Origin of the sequence: Pseudomonas sp. BIC9C (assembly GCF_034541995.1) — a bacterium.
Lineage (GTDB): Bacteria > Pseudomonadota > Gammaproteobacteria > Pseudomonadales > Pseudomonadaceae > Aquipseudomonas > Aquipseudomonas fluorescens_CC.
The window spans coordinates 96,319-118,324 of the sequence record NZ_JAWDGM010000008.1 but is presented as its reverse complement, the minus strand read 5'-3'; the positions used below and the strand labels follow the sequence as shown (position 1 = coordinate 118,324).

At 59.7% G+C, this 22,006-nt stretch carries 17 protein-coding genes; 15 read left to right on the top strand and 2 right to left on the bottom strand.

The annotated features are described in order from the left end of the window. The first annotated feature begins 64 nt into the window (after nucleotides 1-64). The 7 genes from RS887_RS28215 to RS887_RS28185 all read left to right on the top strand — a co-directional run bounded on the left by RS887_RS28215 (nucleotide 65) and on the right by RS887_RS28185 (nucleotide 9,098). On the top strand, nucleotides 65-1,573 hold the full coding sequence (locus tag RS887_RS28215) for a CoA-acylating methylmalonate-semialdehyde dehydrogenase (protein WP_322617965.1): 1,509 nt from the start codon (nucleotides 65-67) through the stop codon (nucleotides 1,571-1,573). Between the two features lie 110 nt (nucleotides 1,574-1,683). Further along, nucleotides 1,684-2,574, top strand: coding sequence for a 3-hydroxyisobutyrate dehydrogenase (gene mmsB / locus RS887_RS28210; RefSeq protein WP_322617964.1), 891 nt, complete (start codon nucleotides 1,684-1,686; stop codon nucleotides 2,572-2,574). A 2-nt stretch (nucleotides 2,575-2,576) separates the two neighbouring features. Beyond that, nucleotides 2,577-3,695: an enoyl-CoA hydratase/isomerase family protein gene (locus RS887_RS28205; RefSeq protein ID WP_322617963.1), complete on the top strand. Its 1,119-nt coding sequence runs from the start codon at nucleotides 2,577-2,579 to the stop codon at nucleotides 3,693-3,695. Then, entirely contained in the window at nucleotides 3,677-4,828 is a 1,152-nt protein-coding gene (locus RS887_RS28200; protein ID WP_322617962.1) for an acyl-CoA dehydrogenase family protein, read from the top strand. The genes RS887_RS28205 and RS887_RS28200 overlap by 19 nt, the downstream gene beginning before the upstream one ends. Before the next feature lie 65 nt (nucleotides 4,829-4,893). After that, nucleotides 4,894-6,522, top strand: coding sequence for a methyl-accepting chemotaxis protein (locus tag RS887_RS28195; RefSeq protein ID WP_322617961.1), 1,629 nt, complete (start codon nucleotides 4,894-4,896; stop codon nucleotides 6,520-6,522). Nucleotides 6,523-6,554: 32 nt separating this feature from the next. Then, nucleotides 6,555-7,250, top strand: a complete 696-nt coding sequence (locus RS887_RS28190; RefSeq protein WP_322617960.1) for a TetR/AcrR family transcriptional regulator — start codon at nucleotides 6,555-6,557, stop codon at nucleotides 7,248-7,250. 474 nt (nucleotides 7,251-7,724) lie between these two features. Further along, on the top strand, nucleotides 7,725-9,098 hold the full coding sequence (locus tag RS887_RS28185) for an IS1182 family transposase (protein ID WP_322617959.1): 1,374 nt from the start codon (nucleotides 7,725-7,727) through the stop codon (nucleotides 9,096-9,098). Between the two features lie 244 nt (nucleotides 9,099-9,342). On the opposite strand, the gene RS887_RS28180 is transcribed toward RS887_RS28185, so the two are convergent. After that, nucleotides 9,343-10,041 (bottom strand): ion channel, encoded by a 699-nt coding sequence (locus RS887_RS28180; RefSeq protein ID WP_322617958.1) that lies wholly within the window; start codon nucleotides 10,039-10,041, stop codon nucleotides 9,343-9,345. 541 nt (nucleotides 10,042-10,582) lie between these two features. On the opposite strand from RS887_RS28180, the gene RS887_RS28175 reads away from it, so the two are divergent. The 6 genes from RS887_RS28175 (at nucleotide 10,583) to RS887_RS28150 (ending at nucleotide 19,211) form a co-directional block, all read left to right on the top strand. Further along, nucleotides 10,583-11,434 carry a sugar phosphate isomerase/epimerase family protein gene (locus RS887_RS28175; protein ID WP_322617957.1) on the top strand — a complete coding sequence of 284 codons (852 nt, stop codon included), beginning with the start codon at nucleotides 10,583-10,585 and terminating at the stop codon, nucleotides 11,432-11,434. 14 nt (nucleotides 11,435-11,448) lie between these two features. Further along, nucleotides 11,449-12,519: an isopenicillin N synthase family dioxygenase gene (locus tag RS887_RS28170; protein ID WP_322617956.1), complete on the top strand. Its 1,071-nt coding sequence runs from the start codon at nucleotides 11,449-11,451 to the stop codon at nucleotides 12,517-12,519. Between the two features lie 46 nt (nucleotides 12,520-12,565). Continuing rightward, entirely contained in the window at nucleotides 12,566-13,360 is a 795-nt protein-coding gene (locus tag RS887_RS28165) for an ABC transporter substrate-binding protein (RefSeq protein WP_322617955.1), read from the top strand. A gap of 64 nt (nucleotides 13,361-13,424) precedes the next feature. Then, nucleotides 13,425-14,972: an amino acid ABC transporter permease/ATP-binding protein gene (locus RS887_RS28160; RefSeq protein ID WP_322617954.1), complete on the top strand. Its 1,548-nt coding sequence runs from the start codon at nucleotides 13,425-13,427 to the stop codon at nucleotides 14,970-14,972. A gap of 46 nt (nucleotides 14,973-15,018) precedes the next feature. Next, complete coding sequence (locus RS887_RS28155) at nucleotides 15,019-15,807, top strand: SDR family oxidoreductase (protein ID WP_322617953.1); 789 nt, start codon at nucleotides 15,019-15,021, stop codon at nucleotides 15,805-15,807. Between the two features lie 488 nt (nucleotides 15,808-16,295). Then, the gene (locus tag RS887_RS28150; RefSeq protein ID WP_322617952.1) at nucleotides 16,296-19,211 is read left to right on the top strand and encodes a multicopper oxidase domain-containing protein; all 2,916 of its coding nucleotides are present in this window, start codon (nucleotides 16,296-16,298) and stop codon (nucleotides 19,209-19,211) included. Between the two features lie 160 nt (nucleotides 19,212-19,371). Here the strand turns inward: RS887_RS28150 and RS887_RS28145 are convergent, their stop codons facing one another. Continuing rightward, a complete protein-coding gene (locus RS887_RS28145; RefSeq protein ID WP_322617951.1) occupies nucleotides 19,372-20,328 on the bottom strand; it encodes an AraC family transcriptional regulator in 957 nt (318 codons plus the stop codon). A gap of 187 nt (nucleotides 20,329-20,515) precedes the next feature. On the opposite strand from RS887_RS28145, the gene RS887_RS28140 reads away from it, so the two are divergent. Together RS887_RS28140 and RS887_RS28135 are read left to right on the top strand one after the other, a co-directional pair. Further along, complete coding sequence (locus RS887_RS28140; RefSeq protein WP_322617950.1) at nucleotides 20,516-21,469, top strand: diiron oxygenase; 954 nt, start codon at nucleotides 20,516-20,518, stop codon at nucleotides 21,467-21,469. 80 nt (nucleotides 21,470-21,549) lie between these two features. Beyond that, a complete protein-coding gene (locus RS887_RS28135) occupies nucleotides 21,550-21,972 on the top strand; it encodes an MAPEG family protein (protein ID WP_322617949.1) in 423 nt (140 codons plus the stop codon). The last annotated feature ends 34 nt before the right edge of the window (nucleotides 21,973-22,006 follow it).

The window sequence follows — 22,006 nt, the reverse complement described above, 5'->3', positions numbered from 1 at the left end:
GACCGCTCGGCCAACCCGGCCGAGGGGTTTAACTCGCCCCAAAGAAAGTAGGCAGACCCCGAAAATGACCTCTTCCAGCATTCCAAGCGTCAAGCTCCTTATCAACGGCGAATTCGTCGAATCGCGTACCACCCAGTGGCGCGACGTGGTCAACCCGGCCACTCAGGAAGTCCTGGCTCGCGTACCCTTCGCCACCGCCGAGGAAATGGACGCCGCCGTCGCCAGTGCCAAGGAGGCCTTCAAGACCTGGCGCAAGACTCCGATCGGCGCCCGCTCCCGGATCTTCTTCAAATACCAGCAACTGATTCGCGAGAACATCAAGGAACTGGCCGCCCTGCTCACCGCCGAACAGGGTAAAACCCTGCCCGATGCCGAAGGCGATGTGTTCCGCGGTCTGGAGGTGGTCGAGCACGCCACCTCCATTGGCAACCTGCAGATGGGCGAGTTGGCCAACAACGTCGCCAACGGCGTCGACACCTACACCTTGATGCAGCCGCTGGGCGTGTGTGCCGGCATCACCCCGTTCAACTTCCCGGCGATGATCCCGCTGTGGATGTTCCCCATGGCCATCGCCACCGGCAACACCTTCATTCTCAAACCGTCCGAGCAGGACCCGCTGGTGACCATGCGCCTGGTCGAACTGGCACTGGAAGCCGGTGTACCCAAGGGCGTGCTCAATGTCATCCACGGCGGCGTCGATGCGGTGAACCTGATTTGTGATCACCCGGACATCAAGGCCGTGTCCTTCGTGGGTTCGACCAAGGTCGGTACCCATGTCTACAACCGTGCCACTCAGAACGGCAAACGCGCACAGTGCATGATGGGCGCGAAGAACCACGCCATCGTCCTGCCCGATGCCAACAAACAGCAGACGCTGAACAACCTGCTGGGCGCCTCTTTCGGCGCCGCCGGCCAGCGCTGCATGGCACTGCCGGTGGTGATCCTGGTGGGTGAAGCGCAGGCCTGGCTGCCGGACCTGATCGAGCGGACCAAAACCCTCAAGATCAATGGCGGCACCGAACCTGGCACCGACATCGGCCCGGTGATCTCCTGCGTGGCGCTGGATCGCGTCAACAGCCTGATCGCCAGCGGCATCGAAGAAGGCGCCAGGCTCGAACTGGATGGACGCAACCCAAGCGTGCCCGGCTACCAGGACGGCAACTTCGTCGGCCCGACCATCTTCTCCAGCGTCACTGCGCAAATGTCTGTGTACCGCGAAGAAATTTTCGGCCCGGTACTGTGCGTCATGCACGCAGCCAGCCTGGACGAGGCGATCGAGATCATCAACGCCAACCCGAATGGCAACGGCACCGCCCTGTTCACCCGATCCGGCGCGGCTGCCCGTCACTTCCAGGAAGAAATCGACGTCGGCCAGGTGGGTATCAACGTGCCCATTCCGGTACCGGTTCCGCTGTTCTCCTTCTCCGGTTCCCGCGCCTCCAAGCTCGGCGATCTGGGCCCTTACGGCAAGCAAGTGGTGACCTTCTACACCCAGACCAAGACAGTCACCCAGCGCTGGTTCGACGAGGATGACACCGGCGGCTCGGTGAACACCACCATCACCCTGAAATGATCTCTGCCGGCCGGCGCCAAGCGTCGGCCGGCCGGGAGCTGAACGGTGCAATACCCGACATAACGGGTCGATGCGCAGTAGCGTCGCCCCACTCGCAAAAGGTAGTCATCATGCATATCGGTTTTCTCGGCCTGGGCAACATGGGCGGCCCAATGGCCCGCAACCTGCTCAAGGCTGGCCACAGCCTGACCGTCTTCGATCCTTTCCCGCAGGCTGTCGCCGCCTTGGTCGAGGCCGGCGCCAGCGCCGCTGACTCGCCTGCCGGCGTGGCCAAAGCCGGGGTCGGGGTGATTATCACCATGCTGCCAACCGCCGAGCACGTGAAGCAAGTCTATCGGGGCAAGGACGGCCTGCTGGCCAATATGGGCCAAGGCGTGCTGTTGATCGACAGTTCGACCATCGACCCGCTCAGTGCCCGCGAGGTGGCCAGATTCGCCCTTGCCCAAGGCAACCTGATGCTCGACGCGCCGGTATCGGGCGGCACCGGCGGTGCGACGGCAGGCACCCTGACGTTCATGGTCGGCGGCCCGGTCAGTGTGTACGACCAGGCCCTGCCGATTCTCTCAGCCATGGGCAGGAACATCGTGCACTGCGGCGCAGCAGGCAACGGTCAGGTGGCCAAGATCGCCAACAACATGCTGCTCGGCATCTCCATGGTCGGCGTTGCCGAGGCCATGGCCCTGGGTGTGGCCCTGGGCATGGATGCCAAGGTGCTGGCCGGTGTCATCGGCACTTCCACCGGTCGCTGCTGGAGCTCGGAGATCAACAATCCGTTCCCGGGCGTGCTGGAAAATGCGCCGGCCTCGCGTGGTTACAGTGGCGGTTTTGGTACCGACCTGATGCTCAAGGACCTCGGCCTGGCCACCGAAGCAGCCAGACATGCGCGTCAGCCAGTGGTGCTCGGTGCTGCCGCTCAGCAGCTGTACCAGACCTTCAGCCTGCAAGGTAATGGCGGCCTGGACTTCTCCGCGATCATCAAACTGTTCCGCGGGGAAGCCTGAGCATGAGCGAGCAGCAAGCCCCGGTGCTGGCCAGTGTGCGCAACCGCATCGGCCACCTGACACTGAATCGACCGAGCGCATTGAACACCCTGGACCTGCCCATGGTGACGCAGCTGTACCGGCATCTATCGGCCTGGGAGCGGGATCCGGAGATCGTCGCCGTGACCTTCCGTGGCGCCGGAGAGAAGGCCTTCTGTGCCGGTGGCGACATCCGCATGCTGTACGACAGTCACAAGGGCGGCGACGATCTGCACGAGCTGTTCCTGGAGCAAGAGTACGCCCTTGACGAGTACCTGCATGGCTACTCCAAACCGGTGCTGGCGCTGCTGGATGGTTTTGTCCTGGGCGGTGGCATGGGGCTGGCACAGGCTGCCTCGCTGCGGGTGATCACCGAGCGCACGAGGATGGGAATGCCGGAAGTCGGCATCGGCTTTTTCCCCGATGTCGGCAGCAGCTATTTCCTGCCGCGCCTTCCGGGTGAACTGGGTATTTATCTGGGCGTTACAGGCTGCCAGGTCCGTGCCGCCGATGCGCTTTATGCCGATCTGGCTGACTACTGCCTGTCCAGCGAGCGGTTGGCGGAACTGGATGCCGCTCTGGACGATGTGAGTTGGACCCGTGCACCTGAAGAAGACCTGCGAGACTTGCTCGACGGCCTCGCCACCGAGCGTATTGCGGGTTCGGAACTCAAGGCGTATCGCCAGGTAATCGATGAATATTTCGCCCTGCCTGATGTACCGGCCATTCGCACCGCCCTGCAGCGCGAGCAACGTCCCGAACTGCGTGACTGGGCCGAGCAGACGGTCAAACTGCTCGACAGCCGCTCACCACTGGCGATGGCCGTGACCCTGGAGCTAATGCGCCGCGGCCGATTCCTGAGCCTGGCCGACTGCTTCGCCCTGGAGTTGCACCTGGACTATCAGTGGTTCGAAAAGGGCGACCTGATGGAAGGCATACGCGCCCTGATCATCGACAAGGACAAAAGCCCCCGCTGGAATCCGTCAACCCTGGCGGAGCTGGCACCAACGCGGGTGCAAGCCTTTTTCAGCGGCTTCCGGCCAACCCTCCCCTTCGCATCGCCTGATCAGCAGGAGACAACGCAATGCACGATATCGAATTGACCGAAGAACAACGCATGATCCGCGACATGGCACGCGACTTCGCCCGCAGCGAAGTCGGCCCGCACGCCCAAGCCTGGGAGAAGGCCGGCTGGATCGATGACGCCGTGGTGGCGCAGATGGGTGAGCTGGGCCTGCTGGGCATGGTGGTGCCGGACACTTGGGGCGGCAGCTACACCGACTATGTTGCCTACGCCCTGGCCGTGGAGGAAATCTCGGCCGGCGACGGTGCCCTCGGCGCATTGATGAGCATCCACAATTCAGTGGGCTGTGGCCCCCTGCTGAAATATGGCACCCCGTCCCAGCAAGACAGCTGGTTACCGCTTCTGGCCAGCGGTCAGGCCATTGGCTGCTTCTGCTTGACCGAGCCGCAGGCCGGCACCGAAGCACACAACCTGCGCACCCGCGCCGAGCTGCGCGACGGCCAGTGGGTACTCAACGGTGCCAAGCAGTTCGTCAGTAACGGCAAGCGCGCCAAGCTGGCCATCGTCTTCGCCGTCACCGATCCGGAGCTGGGCAAAAAGGGCCTGTCGGCCTTCCTGGTGCCGACCGACAATCCCGGATTCGTGGTCGATCGCAGCGAACACAAGATGGGCATCAAGGCTTCCGATACCTGCGCGGTGACCCTGAACAACTGCACCATCCCCGAGGCCAATCTGCTGCGCGAACGCGGCAAGGGCCTGGCCATTGCCCTGTCCAACCTGGAAGGCGGTCGCATCGGCATCGGCGCCCAGGCCTTGGGCATCGCCCGCGCCGCCTTCGAGGCCGCGCTGGGATACGCTCGCGAACGCGTCCAGTTCGGCAAGCCGATTATCGAGCACCAGAGCGTGTCCAACCTGCTCGCTGATATGCACACCCGGCTCAATGCTACCCGCCTGTTGGTGCTGCATGCCGCACGCCTGAAAAGTGCCGGACAACCGTGTCTGTCGCAAGCTTCGCAGGCCAAGCTGTTCGCCTCGGAAATGGCCGAGCGCGTGTGCTCCAGCGCCATGCAGATCCATGGCGGCTACGGCTACCTGGAGGACTACCCGGTAGAGCGCTATTACCGCGATGCGCGCATCACCCAGATCTACGAAGGTACCAGCGAGGTCCAGCGCCTGCTGATCGCCCGCGAGCTGGCCCACTACGCGTTATGAGCGTTTGGCCGGACGCGCCCGCTGCGTCCGGCTGCCCCTTCTTCCGCCCCCTTCTGGAGTTGCCCATGCCCGGCCTGCGCAATATTCCCATCAGCCACCGTCTATGGTTGATCCTGCTGACGTCCATCCTGATGCTGCTGATTCTCGCTGGCCTGATGCTCAAGCAAAACCATGACGACCTCTACGCGGCCAAGGCGCTGAAAACCCGTCATGTGGTCGAGACCGCCAGCGGCATCCTGCGCCACTTCCAAAACCTGGAAGGCCAGGGTCTCGATCGTGAGCAGGCGCAACAACAAGCCCGTGCGGTCATACGCGACCTGCGCTACGACCGCGAAGACTACTTCTGGATCGAAGACCTCGACTCGCGCATGGTCATGCACCCCAATGCCAAGCTCGAAGGCAAGCGCATGGCCGGCACCCGCGACCCTGATGGCAAGGCACTGTTCGACGAGATGGTGACCGTGGCCATGCGCGACGGCTCCGGTCTGGTGCACTACCGCTGGCCAAAGCCGGGCTCCGACACGCCGGTGGAGAAGGTTTCCTATGTCGAACTGTTCAAGCCCTGGGGCTGGATTATGGGCTCGGGCATCTACATCGACGACGTGCAAGTCGAGTTCCGCCGCCAGCTGATACAGACCTTCGTCATTCTGGTGACGATCGCCCTGCTGCTCAGCGTGCTGATCTTGCTGATTGCCCGCAGCATAGCCTCGCCACTGGCGCAGGTGGTCAATGCAATGGAGAACATCGCCAGCGGCGAAGCCGACCTGACTCACAACCTGGACAGTCGCTGGCGCGATGAGCTGACCGCCCTGAGTGGCCACTTCAACGCGTTCACCAGCAAGCTGCGCGCGGTGATCGGCCAGTCCATGCAGAGCGCCGGCAGCCTGGACAAGGCCTCGCAATCGCTCGGTGAGATTGCCAGCGACAGCCAGCGCCACAGCCAGCAGCAGTCACAGCAGATGGAACTGGTGGCCGCCGCCATTCAGGAGGTCTCCTACGCTGTGCAGGAAGTGGCGAAGAACGCCGAACACGCCGCCAACGAAGTACGCCAGGCCGATGAGCAGGCACGCCAGGGTCAGCACAACATTGACAGCAGCCTGCACCAGATCGACCAGTTGTCCGTGACCATTGGCCAGGCTGTCGAAGTGATCCAGAGCCTGGCCCAGGAAAGCACCCAGATCGGCAGCGTGCTGGAAGTGATCCGCGCCATCGCCGAGCAGACCAACCTGCTGGCGTTGAACGCTGCAATCGAGGCGGCGCGCGCTGGCGAGCAGGGTCGCGGCTTTGCCGTGGTGGCAGACGAAGTGCGCCTGTTGGCGCAACGCACCCAGCAGTCCACCGCGCAAATCCAGGGCATGATCGAACGTCTGCAGGGCAACTCGGAAGCGGCGGTAAATGTCATCACAGCCAGCAGTCAAGCCGCTCAACAAACCGTGGAACAGGCCCGCGAGACCGGTGAAAGCCTGCACCAGGTCATCACTGCGCTGCGTAACATCACTGAGCTGAACGCCTCGATCGCCAGTGCCACCCTGGAACAGTCCCACGTGGTCGAGGACATTAGCCAGAATGTCACCCGCGCAGCCTCGCTGGCCCACGAGAATGCCCTGGCAGCAGACCGGTCCAACGAGGCCAGCCTGGAATTGGGCCAGCTGGCGGGCCAGCTCAATCGGCTATTGGGGCAATTTCGCGTATGAGGTGGAGGAGCAACGCTGGAGGTATTGATTCCATGACTGCCCCCCAGCCAGTCACGCCCCGTTGCGCCAGCCCGAACGCACTTTTAGCGGGGCCCATCGAACAAGTGCACCACTCGCGCTACCTGGAAACCCGCCACAAGGCACTCGAGCTATTCGCCAGATGTGGTTTCAGCCGAGTAAGCATGCGCGACCTGGCCGCTTATCTGGGCATCAAGGTCGGCTCCATTTACAACCACATCGAAAGCAAGGAGGCACTGCTGTTCGAACTGATCGAGGAACTCTACGAACAGTTGCTTCATGGCGCCAGCCTGGTGAACCGTCGCAAATCCGCACCCGCCGTACGGCTGCATGGCCTGCTTGAGGCGCACCTCTTGCTGCATGAGCGTATGGGGGCGCATTTCCGCCTGGCGGAGTATGACCTCCATTGTCTAAGCAGCGAACAGCAAGCCTTGATCATGACTTTACGTCAGCGCTATGAGGAACACCTGTTGGGAACGATAGAGCAGCTAACGGGTACACCGCTGAGCGTCACCCAGCGTGATACCTTGAGCAGCATCGTTTCCCTGCTCAACCAACTGCCGGCCTGGATTGGAGAATCCCAGACGAGTAAGGGAGCACGGCGCAAGCTGTTACATGAGATAGTCATGGGGGCCCTCCACGGTGCGTTGCAGGCAACTCAAGCCACCGGTTGCAAACTCACGGAAGAACCAATCATCTACCGCTCGTGAAACAGTGCCCTGAACGAATTATCCGATCTGTTGCGTCGACCGGTTGAATCCACAGTCGGAAGCGGACTCTCACGAAGGGCAACTGTCGGCCAATTGCGCCCTATCCTGGCCAGGTCCGGTTGATGGGGAAGCCAGGAAACGCAGAGCTGGGACAAGGCCAACATGACTTCGTTTCTCTGCCAGCAGGTCCGCTCCTCTGATTGATCACGACAGCGTGCGCGAGTTGATGGCGAAACTCGTCAGAGAAACGCCGAAAGTTTGTGCAAACACTGTTCCTTTTAAGGTGTGACCCTGCGAAATTGCACTCCCTTTTGACCACCCGTTTGCATTCGTTCTGACCACCAATTGCATCGGATTTGACCAGCATGCTTCGTGGCAATGACCGGCAGAGAACGGCCGATTCTGTTGAAGAAGTAGCTCCCCTAGCTGGCCTTCGGCAAAATCTTCGCATCGGCCAGCAGGGAAGCACGCAGCATGATGGGACAGTTATCGAGTGGGCAGGAACGGCTGTTTTACTCGTTCAATCTCGACGATCACATCCCCGCCAATCACCTACTGCGCAGCATTGATCAGTGTCTCGATCTGAGCGAGCTGCGCCATTACCTCGCCGATTTTTATAGCCCGATTGGACGTCCTTCGATTGATCCAGAACTGATGATCCGCATGCTGATCGTCGGCTACTGCTATGGCATCCGCTCTGAGCGGCGACTGTGCGAAGAGGCCCATTTGAACCTGGCGTATCGCTGGTTCTACCGGTTAAGCCTTGAAGATGAAATCCCCAATCACTCGACCTTTTCCAAAAATCGACACGGCCGTTTTCGGGACAGCGAGCTGTTTCGCTGGTTGTTCAATCAAGTGTTGCGTCGCTGCATGGACGCAGGCTTGGTCAAGGGTGAAGGCTTTGCCGTGGACGCCAGCATCATCAAGGCGGACGCCAGCCGGCAGCGCGGTGTACCGGGTGACGAGCCGGTTAACTGGAGCGATCCGGCCTTGAGCACTCGCGCCGTGCGTGAGTATCTTGAGGCGCTTGATGAAGAGGCTCTGGCCGAAACGCTGCCGAAACGTCTATCGCTGACGGATCCTCAAGCCCGCTGGAGCGCTGCTTCAGGTGGCCCAGCGTTCTACGCTTACTCCACGAATTATCTGATCGATACCGAGCACGGTGTCATCGTGGATGTGGAACCCACACCGGCTCATCGCACGGCCGAAGTCGAGAGCACCAAGATCATGATCGACCGGGTCGAGGCGCAGTTCGACATCAAGCCGGAACGCCTGATTGGCGATACCGCTTACGGCACAGCGCCGATGCTGGCCTGGATGGTGGAGGACAAAGACATCGAACCACACGTGCCGGTGTGGGACAAAACCGAGCGCAAGAACGACAGTTTTTCGAGCAACGATTCTCACTGGAATGAAGAGACTGAGGAATACCGCTGTCCGGCCGACAATGCATTACGTAGCGAATGGCGAGCCTTCAAAAACGAGCGTTCATACGTCACCAAAGCCCACACCATCATCTTCCGATCCCGGCAGACCGACTGCGCTACGTGTCCGATGAAAGCCAAGTGCTGCCCGAACACTGCGTTCCGCAAGATCGTCCGCAGCGTCCATGAAGCCGCGCGTGATGTGGCTCGGCGCATTGCAGCAACGCCGGCATATCAGCGCTCTCGCCACGAACGTAAAAAGGTCGAAATGTTGTTTGCCCACCTCAAGCGCATCCTGAAACTGGATCGCTTGCGACTACGGGGCATGAGTGGCGCGACCGATGAATTCACGCTGGCCGCTGCGGTGCAGAACCTGCGGCGGTTGGCCAAATTTACCTCTCAAGGGCCACCGGTCACGGGATAGGTGCGTCTGCACTAAGCAAAAACCTCAAACCACCCCAATAACCGAGCAGCAAAGGTCAACGAAGGGCGGAGAACCCACTCAATGTGGTGAGTGGGTTCTCCGGTGGTGATCGGGCCTGAGTTCGGGCCAGCTGAAAATCCGACTTTTTCAACAGAATCGGCTATTAGCAGTCGGTCGGAGATCTCCACTAAATCAGGGACGACTCAATCGATAATGCCCGGAGGCGGCTCAGGAAAGTCGAGAGTCACTTAGCCTGATTCGACGGATACAGACCGGCAAGCCGCGCAATCACAACACCCACATAAAAGACGCCTGAAAATTCTTCGACCATCACCAGTGAGCGGGCGTGGTTGGTCAACGGGATAACATCACCGTAACCGGTGGTTGTGAGCGTCGTGAGGCTAAAATAGATCAGTTTGAAGAAAGTGCCGGGCTGTCCGAAGTCGAGGTGGCCAGGGCCGAATGAACCAGCGCTGGATATCTCGACCAGGGCAAAGACGAAGGACCATACGAAGGCCAGCATGATGTAACCCGCAAGCGCGCCATGCAGCTTGTCGGCGGTAATCGGCCCGCGTTTGAGAATATAGCGAAGCACTCCGCTAAACGAGACTGCAAGAGACGCCGCATAAGACATCCCGGCAAGCTCAAGAATGGCGATACTCTCAGTCCACAACGCCGCCCATTGAAGGCCAACCCCAAGCAACGCCAGGCCCAGTTTGAAGATGAACCCCTGCCGAGTCTGCCTGGTGGCGAAAGCGCCCACGAGCAGCACGATTGAAAACAGAATGCCGAGCAACGTGCGAGCAAATATACCTTCCTCAAGAAAGGGAAACAGGAGGATCAATCCCAGTAAGAGCAGCAATAGATAGGTACAGGGCCCTCGCCCTATTACCATCTGAGCTAAATCCTCGTCGGATTCGGTTTTATCTTGCGGATTTGTCATACCGGTTTCCCATAGACCGAAACAACGCTCGAGACCTGACGCTGCAGGTTTGAAATCTGGCAGGGCTTTAGAAGTGTCGGCAGTGGAATTCTAGTCGCGAATGCAGGTGAGAGGATTCAGCCGGACAGCTATGGGTCGGTTTCTACCCTTCACGACAGGCAGAAATCGGCCAGGAGCCCCCCTAAGCTGCCCGGTGTCGCTTGGGACTCTTCAAAATGATGCCGTAATGCAGGCACACCTCGCTAATAGCCAGCGTAGACACGTATTCGCCGCAAAAATCCCTCCTGACAAGCGCGATAAGTAGCCAGCTAATTGTTAACGAAAACCTGAAGTATTCATTTGAGTTTTCAGATTCTTTCGCCGTGCGGCCTGTGCCTAACATCGACTCCACAGCGAACCAGTCCCGGTATCGCTCAATGGGATCAGATGACGCAGAGACCCGGATCCAAAGTCCCCTGCTGCCGCTGACCATTGATCGCCAAGCCGTCTGGTGCCGTCGAAGTGCTTTTGCACCAGGCCCTGGGATTTTTGAGGATCACCGATGAAGCTGGAAATCTTTCGCACGCTGTGGGGTTACACCGCCAGCAAGGCTCAGGCGCTCGATGAGTTGCTGCGGGCGGGCTTTGATGGCATGGAAGCACGCCTGCCACTGGACGCCGGTGAACGGGCCGAGTTTGGCGCGTTTCTCCAGGCCAACCGCCTGGGCTATATCAGCACTGTCTTCACCGCGTACGACGTGCTGCCCGACCAGTCGGCAACACCTGCCGTCCACCTCAATGACCTGGACCGCAAGCTCGCCTTGGCCGCCGAACTCGCTCCACGCTTCGTCAACGTACTGGCGGGCAATGACCGCTGGTCCTTGCCACAACAAGTGGACTTTTTTGGCCAGGCGCTGGATCTGGCGCGCAAGCACGGCCAGGTCTGCAGTTTCGAAACTCACCGCTCACGTTCGCTGTTCAACCCCTGGGTGACCCTGGAGTTGATCCGGCAACTGCCCGATCTGTTGTTCACCAGTGACATCAGCCATTGGGTCGTGACCTGCGAACGTCTGTTGAATGATCCGGCCGATGACCTGAGCGCTTTCATCGAGCGGGTTCACCATATCCAGGCTCGGGTCGGTTACGACCAGGGCCCGCAAGTTCCGCACCCGGCGGCTCCTGAATATGCAAAAGAACTGGCGTTCCATCAGCAGCACTGGGAAAGCATCTGGCGCTCGCAGCAAGCCCGCGGTTACCAGGTCAGCACCCTGACCCCGGAATTCGGCGCCGACGGTTACCTGCATCATTTGCCTTTCACCAATCTCCCGGTCGCCGACCTGTGGTCATTGAACGTGTGGATGGGCCAGGCCGAGCGCGAACACTTCGAGCGTTTCCACCACTCAAGCCATCCTTAGGGAGCCGATGCGTCATGCCTGACAATAAAAACAACAGCGCCAGCACTGACACACACAAAGCCAACTTCAATAGCATCCCGGTGGTCAACATCGCCGGTCTGTTCAGCGTTGAACTGGAACACCGCCTGGCCGTGGCCGAACAATTGGGGCGCGCCGCCAGCGAAGTCGGGTTCCTCTATATCACCGATCACGGCATCGACCCGCAACTGATCGCCAACCTGCGCAAGGCGGCCAAGGACTTTTTCGACCAGCCCTTCGACACCAAGATGCGGCATTACATCGGTACCTCGCAAACCCACAAGGGCTTTGTACCCGAAGGCGAAGAGGTCTATTCCAAAGGCAAGCCGGACCACAAGGAAGCCTTCGACGTCGGCTTCGAAGTGCCGGCCGATGACCCGCTGGTGCTGGCCAATACCCCATTGCTGGGGCCCAACGACTGGCCGCAGCTGGCAGGTTTCAAGGCATCGGTGCAGGCCTACTATCAAGCAATCTTCGCCTTGGGCCGGCGCCTGTTCGGCGGCTTCGCCCTGACCCTGGGCCTGGAAGAAAACTATTTCGACAGCCTGGTCACCCGTCCGCCGTCCAAGCTGCGCCTGATCCACTACCCCTACGACGGTGCCGCCCATGACGCACCGGGTCTTGGCGCCCATACTGATTACGAGTGCTTCACCATCCTCCTGGCCGACAAACCTGGCCTTGAGGTGATGAACAACCTTGGCCAATGGATCGATGCACCACCGATTGCCGATGCCTTTGTGGTCAACATCGGCGACATGCTGGAGGTGATGAGCGCAGGCGCATTCGTTGCCACTGCGCACCGGGTGCGCAGCGTGAAGGAAGAGCGTTATTCCTTCCCGCTGTTTTATGCCTGCGACTATCACACCCAGATCAAACCGCTGCCCGGGTTCGCCCAGGCCGGCAACGACTACGAAGAAATCACGATCGGCGAACACATGTATGGCCAGGCGCTGCAGACCTATCAGTATCTGCGCCAGAGGGTGGCCAATGGGGAAGTTCAACTGCCAGGCAAGGCACGCAAGCCCGCCAGTTTCGGACATTTGAAAAATCAGGCTCAACCGTCCTGATTGAAGTTTTCAGTTAAACCCTTACCTACGCCGGAGTCAGTAAAAGATGAAAAACAATAAAAAAAACCTGTTGAGCCTCGCTGTATTGGCAGCCGGCATGCTCGGTGCCTCGCTGAGCATGGCCTCGGCAGACACACTCAAGGTCGGCATGGAAATCACTTACCCTCCTTTCGAGTCCTATGACAAGGACAAGAACGTGGTGGGTTCGGACCCCGAATTGGCGGCGGCACTGGCCAAGCACATGAACGGCAAGGTGGAGTTCGTCGACACCAAGTTCCCGAGCCTGATCCTGGGTTTGAACTCCGGCAAGTACGACGCAGTCATTTCAGGCATGTACATCACGCCGGAGCGCCAGACTCAAGCCCAGACCATCGCCTATGCCAACACCGGTGCTGCGGTCATGGTGCCCCAAGGCAGCGAGATCAATGCGAAAAAGCCTGAGGACTTGTGCGGCTTGAAACTGGGCCTGGAACAAGGCACTACCTGGGTCAAGGAATTCCGCAAGCTGTCCGACGACTACTGCGTGCCGAACAACAAAGGCGCCATCACCGTCAGCGAGTACCCCTCGGCGCCCGAAGTGACCCAGGCCCTGTTGTCCAAAAACATCCAGGCCCAGGTTGAAATCGCCGGCGCCGCAAAAATGATCGCGGAAAAAACCAATGGCCGGGTCGTGATCACCACCGAGCACCCGATCTATCAGCAAACCCTGGGCATCTTCGTCAAGAAAGGCAACGACGAAACCTTCCAGGCTTTGCAAACGGCCTTCGAGGAGACGAAAAAGAGCGGTGAATACGCCGCTATCCTTAAGAAATATGGCCTGGAAGAGCCGACTGCCCAATAAAAACCTGTCCTTGTAGTCTGGTCATCTGCTGTCCTTGCACCGGGGCGGCAGATCGAGGTGCCCTATGCAATTCGATTGGTCGTACTTTCTCTCCCTGTTCTCCCTGCCAGATTTCTGGAAAGCCTGCGTCACGGTGATCCAACTCAGTGCCCTGGCCTGGTTCATCGGCATGCTGCTGGGTTTTGTCCTGGCCACGGCCAAGCTGTCCCAATCGCCCTTGCTGCGCATTCCGGCAGCTGTCTACATCTGGTTTTTCCGCAGCATCCCGTTGCTGGTGCTGGTGGTGTTCGTCTACAACCTGCCGCAATTGTTTCCCGGCAGCGGACCGATCCTGTCCAACCCCTTCTACTCCGGCTTGCTGGCCCTGGTGGTCACCGAGGCGGCGTACATGGCGGAAATCCATCGTGGCGGTCTGATTTCCGTGGCCAAGGGCCAAAAGGAAGCCGGGCGCGCGCTGGGTGTCGGCCTGTTCGGCATGCAACGCCTGATCGTGATCCCCCAGGCTTTCCGTATTTCGCTGCCCACTCTGATCAATGAATACATCACTGTGGTCAAGCTGACATCGCTGGTCTCGGTCATCTCCCTGACCGAAATCCTCACGGTCGGCCAACGCCTCTATGCCACCAACTTCCTGGTCATGGAGACCCTGGCGGCGGTAGGCGTCTACTACGTGTTGATCGTCACCGTGTTCGGTTATTTCCTGCAGCGCCTGGAGCGCTACCTGGACCTGAACTTCCGCAAGCCGCACACCCTCGACGCAGCCACCATTGCCAGGTTGAAGGCCAGCGCCGAAGCGTTGCCAGACACTGCGCGCAAAGCCGCCGGCAACAACGCGACGCCTATCCTGCAACTGAAGAACATCCAGAAAAGCTATGGCACGCACAAGGTGCTGCTGGGTATCGACCTGAATGTCGACTACGGCCAGGTGGTCTCGATCATCGGGCCATCCGGTTCCGGCAAGACTTCGCTGATCCGCACGGTCAACGGCCTGGAAAGCATCGATACCGGCGACATTCTGTTGTTCGGCGAAAAATTCATCGAAGCATCGGACAAACCCAACAGCTCCCGCCTGCGCAAAGGCGTGCGGCACATCGGCATGGTGTTCCAGAACTTCAACCTGTTCCCGCACCGCACCATTCTCGACAACGTCACGCTGGCACCGCGTTACCACGGCCAACCGGGCGAGCTGAGTGAACATCGAGCGTATGCGCTGCTGGACAAGGTCGGTCTGCTGGCCCATGCCCACAAGTACCCACACCAGCTCTCCGGCGGGCAGCAACAGCGCGTGGCGATCGCTCGGGCCCTGGCAATGGAGCCGCAGATCATGCTGTTCGACGAGCCGACCTCGGCCCTCGATCCGGAACTGGTCAACGACGTGCTCAACGTGATCCGCGACCTGGCGAAGGAAGGCATGACCATGCTGATCGTGACCCATGAGATGGACTTTGCCATGTCGATTTCTGACCGGGTGATTTTCATGGAGAACGGCAATATTCAACTCGACGCCGCACCTGAAACCATACGATGCGATGCCAAGGGAGAGCGAGTGCGGCGCTTTATGGGGATCGGTGCTCAATCGCCAAACCTGTCTGCAACGATGGACCCTGCATGAATAAGCGACTACTTTCTTTGAGCTTACTTCTTTCAGGAAAACACCCATGAATCTTGGAATAGCAGGACGCTGGGCGCTGGTCTGCGCCGCCAGCAAAGGCCTGGGCAAAGCCTGCGCACAGGCACTCGTGCGCGAAGGCGTGAACGTGGTGATCACCGCACGGGGCGAACACACGCTCAATGAAACAGCCCGTGAGCTCAGAGCGATAAATCCTGAGGTGACTGTCATCGCCGTGGCCGGAGACATTTCGACGCCCTTGGGTCGGGCGGCAGCGCTCGAGGCCCATGAGCATTTCGATATTTTGATCAACAACGCCGGAGGCCCTCCCCCCGGGGATTTCCGCGAATGGAATCGCGACACCTGGCTCAAGGCGCTGGATGCCAACATGCTGACCCCTATCGAATTGATCAAGGCAACGGTAGACGGTATGGCGGCACGCGGATTTGGCCGAATCGTCAACATCACGTCGAGTGCCGTGAAGTCCCCTATCGAAAGCCTCGGCCTGTCCAATGGCGCGCGCAGTGGCCTGACGGGGTTCATCGCAGGGCTTGCCCGACAGGAAAACATTGCCAGTCGCAATGTGACGATCAACAACCTGCAACCGGGCTCATTCGATACCGATCGACTGCGTGACACCCTGGTCGCTGCCGCCGAAGCGTCGGGGCAAGACAGTGAGATATTCCTTGGCGAATGCCGTGCCGAAATTCCTGCCAAACGCTTTGGCTCACCCGAGGAGTTCGGTGCGCTTTGCGCCTTCGTTTGCAGCAGCCATACCGGCTACCTGACGGGGCAGAACCTGTTGATCGACGGAGGAGCCGTTCGATCCAGTCAATAATGACGGCAGGCACAATGGGACAGGCAGTAAACGACCACATCTCTTATCCCGAATACCCCGCACAATCGCAACCTGTATTGGGTAATGCGAGCATGATCCATTGTAGGAGCGAGCTTGCTCCGGGCGGCGTTCCGACGATGGTCGTTAACGATGCCGCGTGTTTCCTGACTGAACGCAGCGCTCTTGAGTCCATCGCGAGCTAGCTCGCTCCTACAGAAGAGCCCTTGACTTAACACCATTACCCTTTATTGGGGGGGTATTCCCCATTATCGGGGCCCTTCCCCCAGCTCCTGATACGCCCGCTCAAAGCCCGCAAGCAATAGAGATGTGGCGCAGAGCCATTAATCAATTCCTTTCACTTTTGGCAGAAAAATTGCGTCGTCAACAGCCCGGCTCGAAATAAAACGTTTCGCCAGTCGGCCTGGAAGCCGTGGCTCGTTACCCAGGTATTGCCACGCGCTCCGGGGATCCCGTCAGAGGTGTTTGCGATGAAACTAGAAACCGGAAGGTTGAATCCTAGTCCATTGTTCAAAACCAGGCTGGCGTTGAGTATCTCTGCTGCCGCGATCATGCTGGGGCTGGGCTTGTCCCACACCCAGGCTGCACCCCTCGACAACACCGATCCACCGCCTCCTACCGACCCATCGGCGTTCACCAATCCGCCTGCCGACCCCAATGCCGCATCGCGGGATTTGCTCAAACTGCCGCCGGCAAACGTCGGCGCCTTCGACTTGCCCAATGGAGTAGTCGGTAACCGCCAAACCCCCTTGGTCGACAATGTGCTGCCACCCGATCTGCAACCCAGCTTCAATATCCCCACTAACGGTAATGCCAGCCCGGTGTTCGGGGTTCAACCGTTCACACAGAAGCTTGAACTGTTCGAGGAGTTCGGCTCGAACAAACTGGATGCGACCGACCCGCCTTCCCCCGTTCCGTTTCCGGTCCCGACGGTGGGCCCCGCACCGGCGCAGGATCCATTGCGGGTAGCGCGTAGTGGCCCGTCGCCGGATGCGCTGGATGCCTTTCTCAGGCAGCCGGCATTGACGCCCTTCCCGACAGAGTTCTCCAATGTACTGGACCGCAACCCCTGGAAGGCGCAGATCGAGGACTTCCTCAATCGCCGGGTCGATTCGCCCGCAGAAGGCCGGCCACCGGGAAAAGGCTGGTCGCACCAGCGTTTCAATGAGTTTTTCCCGCGCGACGACTTCAAGACTGTGCAAGCCGGCGCGCACGTCAACAGCGGCTTGCGTGATCACATGCAACGGCATAACTACGCCGTGGGGGAATTTGCGCCAGGCGGGCTCTATCACAACACCAATGGCACCCCGGCCAACGAGGGCACCACCAAGGGCATTCAAGTGCAGTTTCACGAAAACTTTCCTGTCCAGGACCATAATGCGTTGTGGACCTTCGACGGCACCTTTCCGCCCAAACTGCTCCTGGTACGCTATGGCCAGGCGATGCTGATGCGTCATTACGATGCCTTGCCCATTGACCCGTCGGCCAACCGGGGCTTTGGCCTGCACACCCTTACCACCCATGAACACAACGGCCACTCGCCCGCGGAAAGCGACGGCTTTACCAACGCGTTCTTCTTCCCGGGCCAGTACTACGACTATCGCTGGCCGATCCAGTTGGCCGGTTACGACACCATCAACACCACGGCGCAGGACCCACGGGCGGCGTTCCCCTGCGACCCCGGTGAAACCCTGTTCGTCAACGACGCCACCCCCGGCTTCAAGACCTGCGACCACGGCACCATCAAGATCCGTGGCGACTGGCGCGAAACCATGAGCACCCACTGGTTCCACGACCACATGCTCGATTTCACCGCGCAGAATGTCTACAAGGGCAACGCGACGATGATGAACTACTACAGCGCCGTGGACCGGGGCAACGAGGCGGTCGACGACGGGGTCAACCTGCGCTTGCCCAGCGGTTCGGCGCTGGGCTGGGGTAACCGCGACTATGACATCAACCTGACGATCGCCGACAAGGCCTGGGACCAGACCGGCCAGTTGTGGTTCAACCCGTTCAACACCGACGGTTTTCTCGGTGACCAGGTGCTGACCAACTGGGAATACAAGCCCTTCCTGGACGTACGTGCCCGCCGCATCCGTTTCCGTATTCTCAACGGATCGGTTTCTCGTTACTTCAAGCTGGCGGTGGTGCGTCAGGTCAATGGTAATGGTGGCGAGTTTCCTGGCCCGAATAACTCCGGGGTTTCCTATAACCGGGTGCCGTTCCACATGATTGCCAACGACGGCAATATCATGGAACACGCGGTGCCGTTCGATGGCAGCCTGGACCTCGATGGCGACGGCGACACACAGAACCACAATGCCATTCTGCCGATACAGGGCATTGGCGAGCGCTTTGACATCGTCATCGACTTCGCGGCAAACGGCATCAAGCCGGGCGACAGGATTTTCTTCGTCAACATCGAGGAGCATGAAGACGGCAAGCGTCCAAAACGTGACATTCGATTGGCGGATGTACTCTCCGAGAAGTACCTGCCCGTGGTCAGGCAAACCAGCCACGGGCCACAGTGGGTCAACGGTGACCCGGGCGTGGGCCTGTTCCTGCAACTGAACGTCCAGCCTTACACCGGCCAGGATGTCAGCATGAATCCGGTCGACTTCGAGCCCGCCAAGCCTGGCAAGCCCGAGGGCAAGTTCATGATCCCCCTGCCCTTGCACCGTGATGACCCTGCCGATATCGCCCGGCTTGCCCAGGCGCGGCACCGCACCTTTATCTTTGGCCGCTCCAACGGCACGGATTTTACCCCCTGGACGATCAAGACCGATGGCGGCCGAGGCTTCAACATGGACCCGCGCCGGATTTCCGCCGCGCCACAACTGGCCACTGGCCCGACACCGGCCGGGTTCAAGGGTGAAGGTACGCTGGAAATCTGGAAGATCCAGAACGGCGGCAATGGCTGGAGTCACCCGGTGCATGTGCACTTCGAGGAAGGGATCATTCTCACTCGAGGTGGCAGACCACCACCTGAATGGGAAAAAGGCGCGCGCAAGGATACCTACAATATAGGCCGCCATCCTGAGAGCCGAGACAGTGTCGAAATGGCCATACACATCCGTGAGTTTGCCGGTACCTATATGGAGCACTGCCACAACACCCAGCACGAGGACACGTCGATGCTGTTGCGCTGGGACTCCGAGCACCCGGGCCAGTTCCAGTTGATGCCCACGCCATTGCCCAGCTGGGACGGCGTGAAATTCGTGGACTCCGTTGCGTTACCGACATTCCGTACGGGAGATGGTGTCGGGCCACAGGTCAAGGTCAACAATAACCCGGGAGATAACAGCGGCAGTGGCAGTGGCAGTGGCAGTGGCAGTGGCAGTGGCAGCAGCGGTAGCGGTAGCGGAGGCAAAGGCAAGGGCTAGCGTCGTCTATCAACCGGCTGATCTAGTCGTCAGCAAACGCAAAAAAACGCTTGCATGACCCTTTCAACCCAAAGCCGCCTGAGATCACAGTCGGCTTTGGGTCGATGGCCATACATTGGCTGCCTGGCTTTTTCAGGGTGTCCACCGGCACCGGACCTTCTCATGCTGACTGTCTGCGCCAAGTGCCGGGGGATGTGCCGAACTGGCGTTTGAATGCGCGACTGAACGCGGCTTCGGATTCATAGCCAACTGCAAAGCCGACTTGCGCCACATTGCCGCGACCTTCGCGCAGGTGTTGAGCCGCCACGTGCATACGCCAGAGTGTCAGGTATTGCATCGGTGGCTGTCCGACCAACGCCGTGAATCGCTCCGCGAAAACCGAGCGCGACATGCCCACCTCAAGCGCCAGGGCTTCAGCCGTCCAGCCTTCGGTCGGACGAGCATGGAGTAGCGCCAGCGCACGCCCGATATGCGGATCCCGCAAGCCCGCCAACCACCCGCGCCGCTCGGCGGGGAGGCTGGCGACATACTGGCTGACGGCTTCGACGAATAGCAGCTCGGATAGCTTGGCGATGACCGTTGTCGAACCGACGCGGCCCGCCGCGATTTCACTGACAGCAAAACGGAACGAGCTTTCGATCCAGGCGCCTGAAGCCGTCGCGCGTACGTCCAGTTTCAACAAGGACGGCAACGACGAAAGCAACGGACTGAAGGGTGTTTCAGAGCCAAGGAATCCACACAACAACTGCGTGGCCTCGCCGCCCCCACCGTACTTGATCCGTGAAATTCCACCAACTTGCGGTGGCTGAATCACTTCTCTCGCAGGCATGGGCGCAACGCTCAGGTCGCTGCCAAAAGAGTGAGCGTCATTGCGAGGCAGCAGAACGAGTTCGCCCGCCCCCACATCGATGGCGGTGTCACCATCGATGCGTATTTGCATGCGCCCCGCCGCGACAAAATGCGACGCAATGATATGCCGGGGTACCGCCAGGAACGGTTTGCAATCATCCGCCGAAAGCCTTCCGTTGATACACCAGGGCGCAGTGAGTTCCGCCTCGAGGAACACCCCTCCAGACAGCCGAATCACCCGCAATACATCAGAAAGCGCATCCAGCAATTGCCAGCCCTCCTTTCCGGAGTCCGGAGCATGTAATCAGGCGCGCCGGTCATTTGCCGCCTGAACCGCGAGACCTAGATTAGCACCAGCGCGGATTCAGAGATCGAGACTGTTCCCAGAGGCTTAACCCAAGGTCATTGGCTCCGGCGTCAACCCTAATTGCCCGACTCCACAACAGGAGAACCCTATGAACACCGTCGTTACCCTACCCGGCTCAGACTCGGGCAACGCCGCCCGTTATGCCCGGATTGTCAGGTCATCGAAAAAAACCGAATGGCAGATCGATCGCGATCTGCTGCGGGACCGGAGTTTCGACTTCTCGTGCAAATTCCTGCCCGACGGACTGTCGCAGATCGACCGCCTGACCTTTCTCACCCCGGCCGAGGCACGCCTGCTCAGTCAGATTCAGGGCCGGACCTATGCGTATCTCTTTGGCCTGGTGGAGCGCTTTATCAGTGCCAAAATGCTCGATCAAGGTCGGGCCCATGTATTTGACAATCAACTCGCACTCGAAGCGCTGGTGCGTTTTTCCAACGACGAGATCAAGCACCAGGCGTTGTTCCGACGCATGGAGACGATGATGGGTTCGCAATTGCCTGCGGGCTATCGTCAAGTTGCCGATCCAAACGATGTGGCGCGCGCGGTACTGGCGGCCAGCACCTGGTCAGTGCTGGCGCTGACCTGTCATATCGAGCTGTTCGTTCAGTCGCACTACGTACAGAGCATCGCACCGCGCGAGGAGTTGTGCCCGCTGTTCAAGGACGTCTTCAAATTTCACTGGAAGGATGAAAGCCGGCACGTCGTACTCGATGAACTGGAGTGGCAGGCGGAGCACGCGAAGCTCTCGCCAGCCGAGCGCGACCAGGCGGTGAATGACCTGATTGCGTTGGTATCGGCCGTCGACGCAATCCTGTTGGCACAGTCGGCATCCGATGCCGACTACTTCATGGGTAATGTTTCACGTTCATTCAGTGCCGACGAGGCCGCGCAAATCAAGGCCAGTGTGCTGGGCGCGTACCGCTGGCAATACATTGCCTCGGGCGTGCAGCATCCTCACTTTGGCCGGCTGCTGACGCAGATGGCAACGCCTGCACAGATGTCCAGGATTCAGGCCGCGCTGGCCCCGATCATGAGCAATTGAGTGACCGCGCGCGACCGACTGCTCGTCGGCCGCGCGCTGTGGGAAGACGTGCTGTTAACAATCTATCGAGGATGGCGGCCATGACGATACCGATGTGGATGCTGCTTGGGTTTGCGACCTGGACGTTGCTGCTGTTGATGGCAACCGTCGGCGTTTATCGCTGGGTCGCCATCCTGTTCTCGAGTGCTCCGATCGCCTCTTTCCGAAGCGATCAGCTCGAAGGCGCAGACTGGTACCAGCGCGGGACCAGGGCACACGCCAACTGTGTGGAAAACCTGCCTGTCTTTGCCGTCATCGTGTTCGTGATTTCAGCCCTTGATATCAACGGTCCAGCAGTGAACTCCTTGTCCACACTCGTCCTGATCGCTCGCGTGTGCCAGTCACTGGTTCACGTATCCCATGTGCAGACCAATGCATTCGTCGCAGTCCGGTTTACCTTCTTTTGCGTTCAACTGGTCTGTTTTCTTGCGCTCATTGCAATAGCCGCTTTTTACGGCGCATGAAATCTTCAGCGATCGGCAGAAAACGCCCAGAAGT

What these genes read in the sequence shown, in the direction of transcription:
- RS887_RS28160 (WP_322617954.1), top strand. Translation starts at nt 13,425, where the DNA reads ATGCAATTCGATTGGTCGTACTTTCTCTCCCTGTTCTCCCTGCCAGAT.
- RS887_RS28180 (WP_322617958.1), bottom strand. Translation starts at nt 10,041, where the DNA reads ATGACAAATCCGCAAGATAAAACCGAATCCGACGAGGATTTAGCTCAG.
- RS887_RS28170 (WP_322617956.1), top strand. Translation starts at nt 11,449, where the DNA reads ATGCCTGACAATAAAAACAACAGCGCCAGCACTGACACACACAAAGCC.
- RS887_RS28165 (WP_322617955.1), top strand. Translation starts at nt 12,566, where the DNA reads ATGAAAAACAATAAAAAAAACCTGTTGAGCCTCGCTGTATTGGCAGCC.
- RS887_RS28135 (WP_322617949.1), top strand. Translation starts at nt 21,550, where the DNA reads ATGACGATACCGATGTGGATGCTGCTTGGGTTTGCGACCTGGACGTTG.
- RS887_RS28185 (WP_322617959.1), top strand. Translation starts at nt 7,725, where the DNA reads ATGATGGGACAGTTATCGAGTGGGCAGGAACGGCTGTTTTACTCGTTC.
- RS887_RS28150 (WP_322617952.1), top strand. Translation starts at nt 16,296, where the DNA reads ATGAAACTAGAAACCGGAAGGTTGAATCCTAGTCCATTGTTCAAAACC.
- RS887_RS28200 (WP_322617962.1), top strand. Translation starts at nt 3,677, where the DNA reads ATGCACGATATCGAATTGACCGAAGAACAACGCATGATCCGCGACATG.
- mmsB (WP_322617964.1), top strand. Translation starts at nt 1,684, where the DNA reads ATGCATATCGGTTTTCTCGGCCTGGGCAACATGGGCGGCCCAATGGCC.
- RS887_RS28215 (WP_322617965.1), top strand. Translation starts at nt 65, where the DNA reads ATGACCTCTTCCAGCATTCCAAGCGTCAAGCTCCTTATCAACGGCGAA.
- RS887_RS28155 (WP_322617953.1), top strand. Translation starts at nt 15,019, where the DNA reads ATGAATCTTGGAATAGCAGGACGCTGGGCGCTGGTCTGCGCCGCCAGC.
- RS887_RS28205 (WP_322617963.1), top strand. Translation starts at nt 2,577, where the DNA reads ATGAGCGAGCAGCAAGCCCCGGTGCTGGCCAGTGTGCGCAACCGCATC.
- RS887_RS28190 (WP_322617960.1), top strand. Translation starts at nt 6,555, where the DNA reads ATGACTGCCCCCCAGCCAGTCACGCCCCGTTGCGCCAGCCCGAACGCA.
- RS887_RS28175 (WP_322617957.1), top strand. Translation starts at nt 10,583, where the DNA reads ATGAAGCTGGAAATCTTTCGCACGCTGTGGGGTTACACCGCCAGCAAG.
- RS887_RS28140 (WP_322617950.1), top strand. Translation starts at nt 20,516, where the DNA reads ATGAACACCGTCGTTACCCTACCCGGCTCAGACTCGGGCAACGCCGCC.
- RS887_RS28195 (WP_322617961.1), top strand. Translation starts at nt 4,894, where the DNA reads ATGCCCGGCCTGCGCAATATTCCCATCAGCCACCGTCTATGGTTGATC.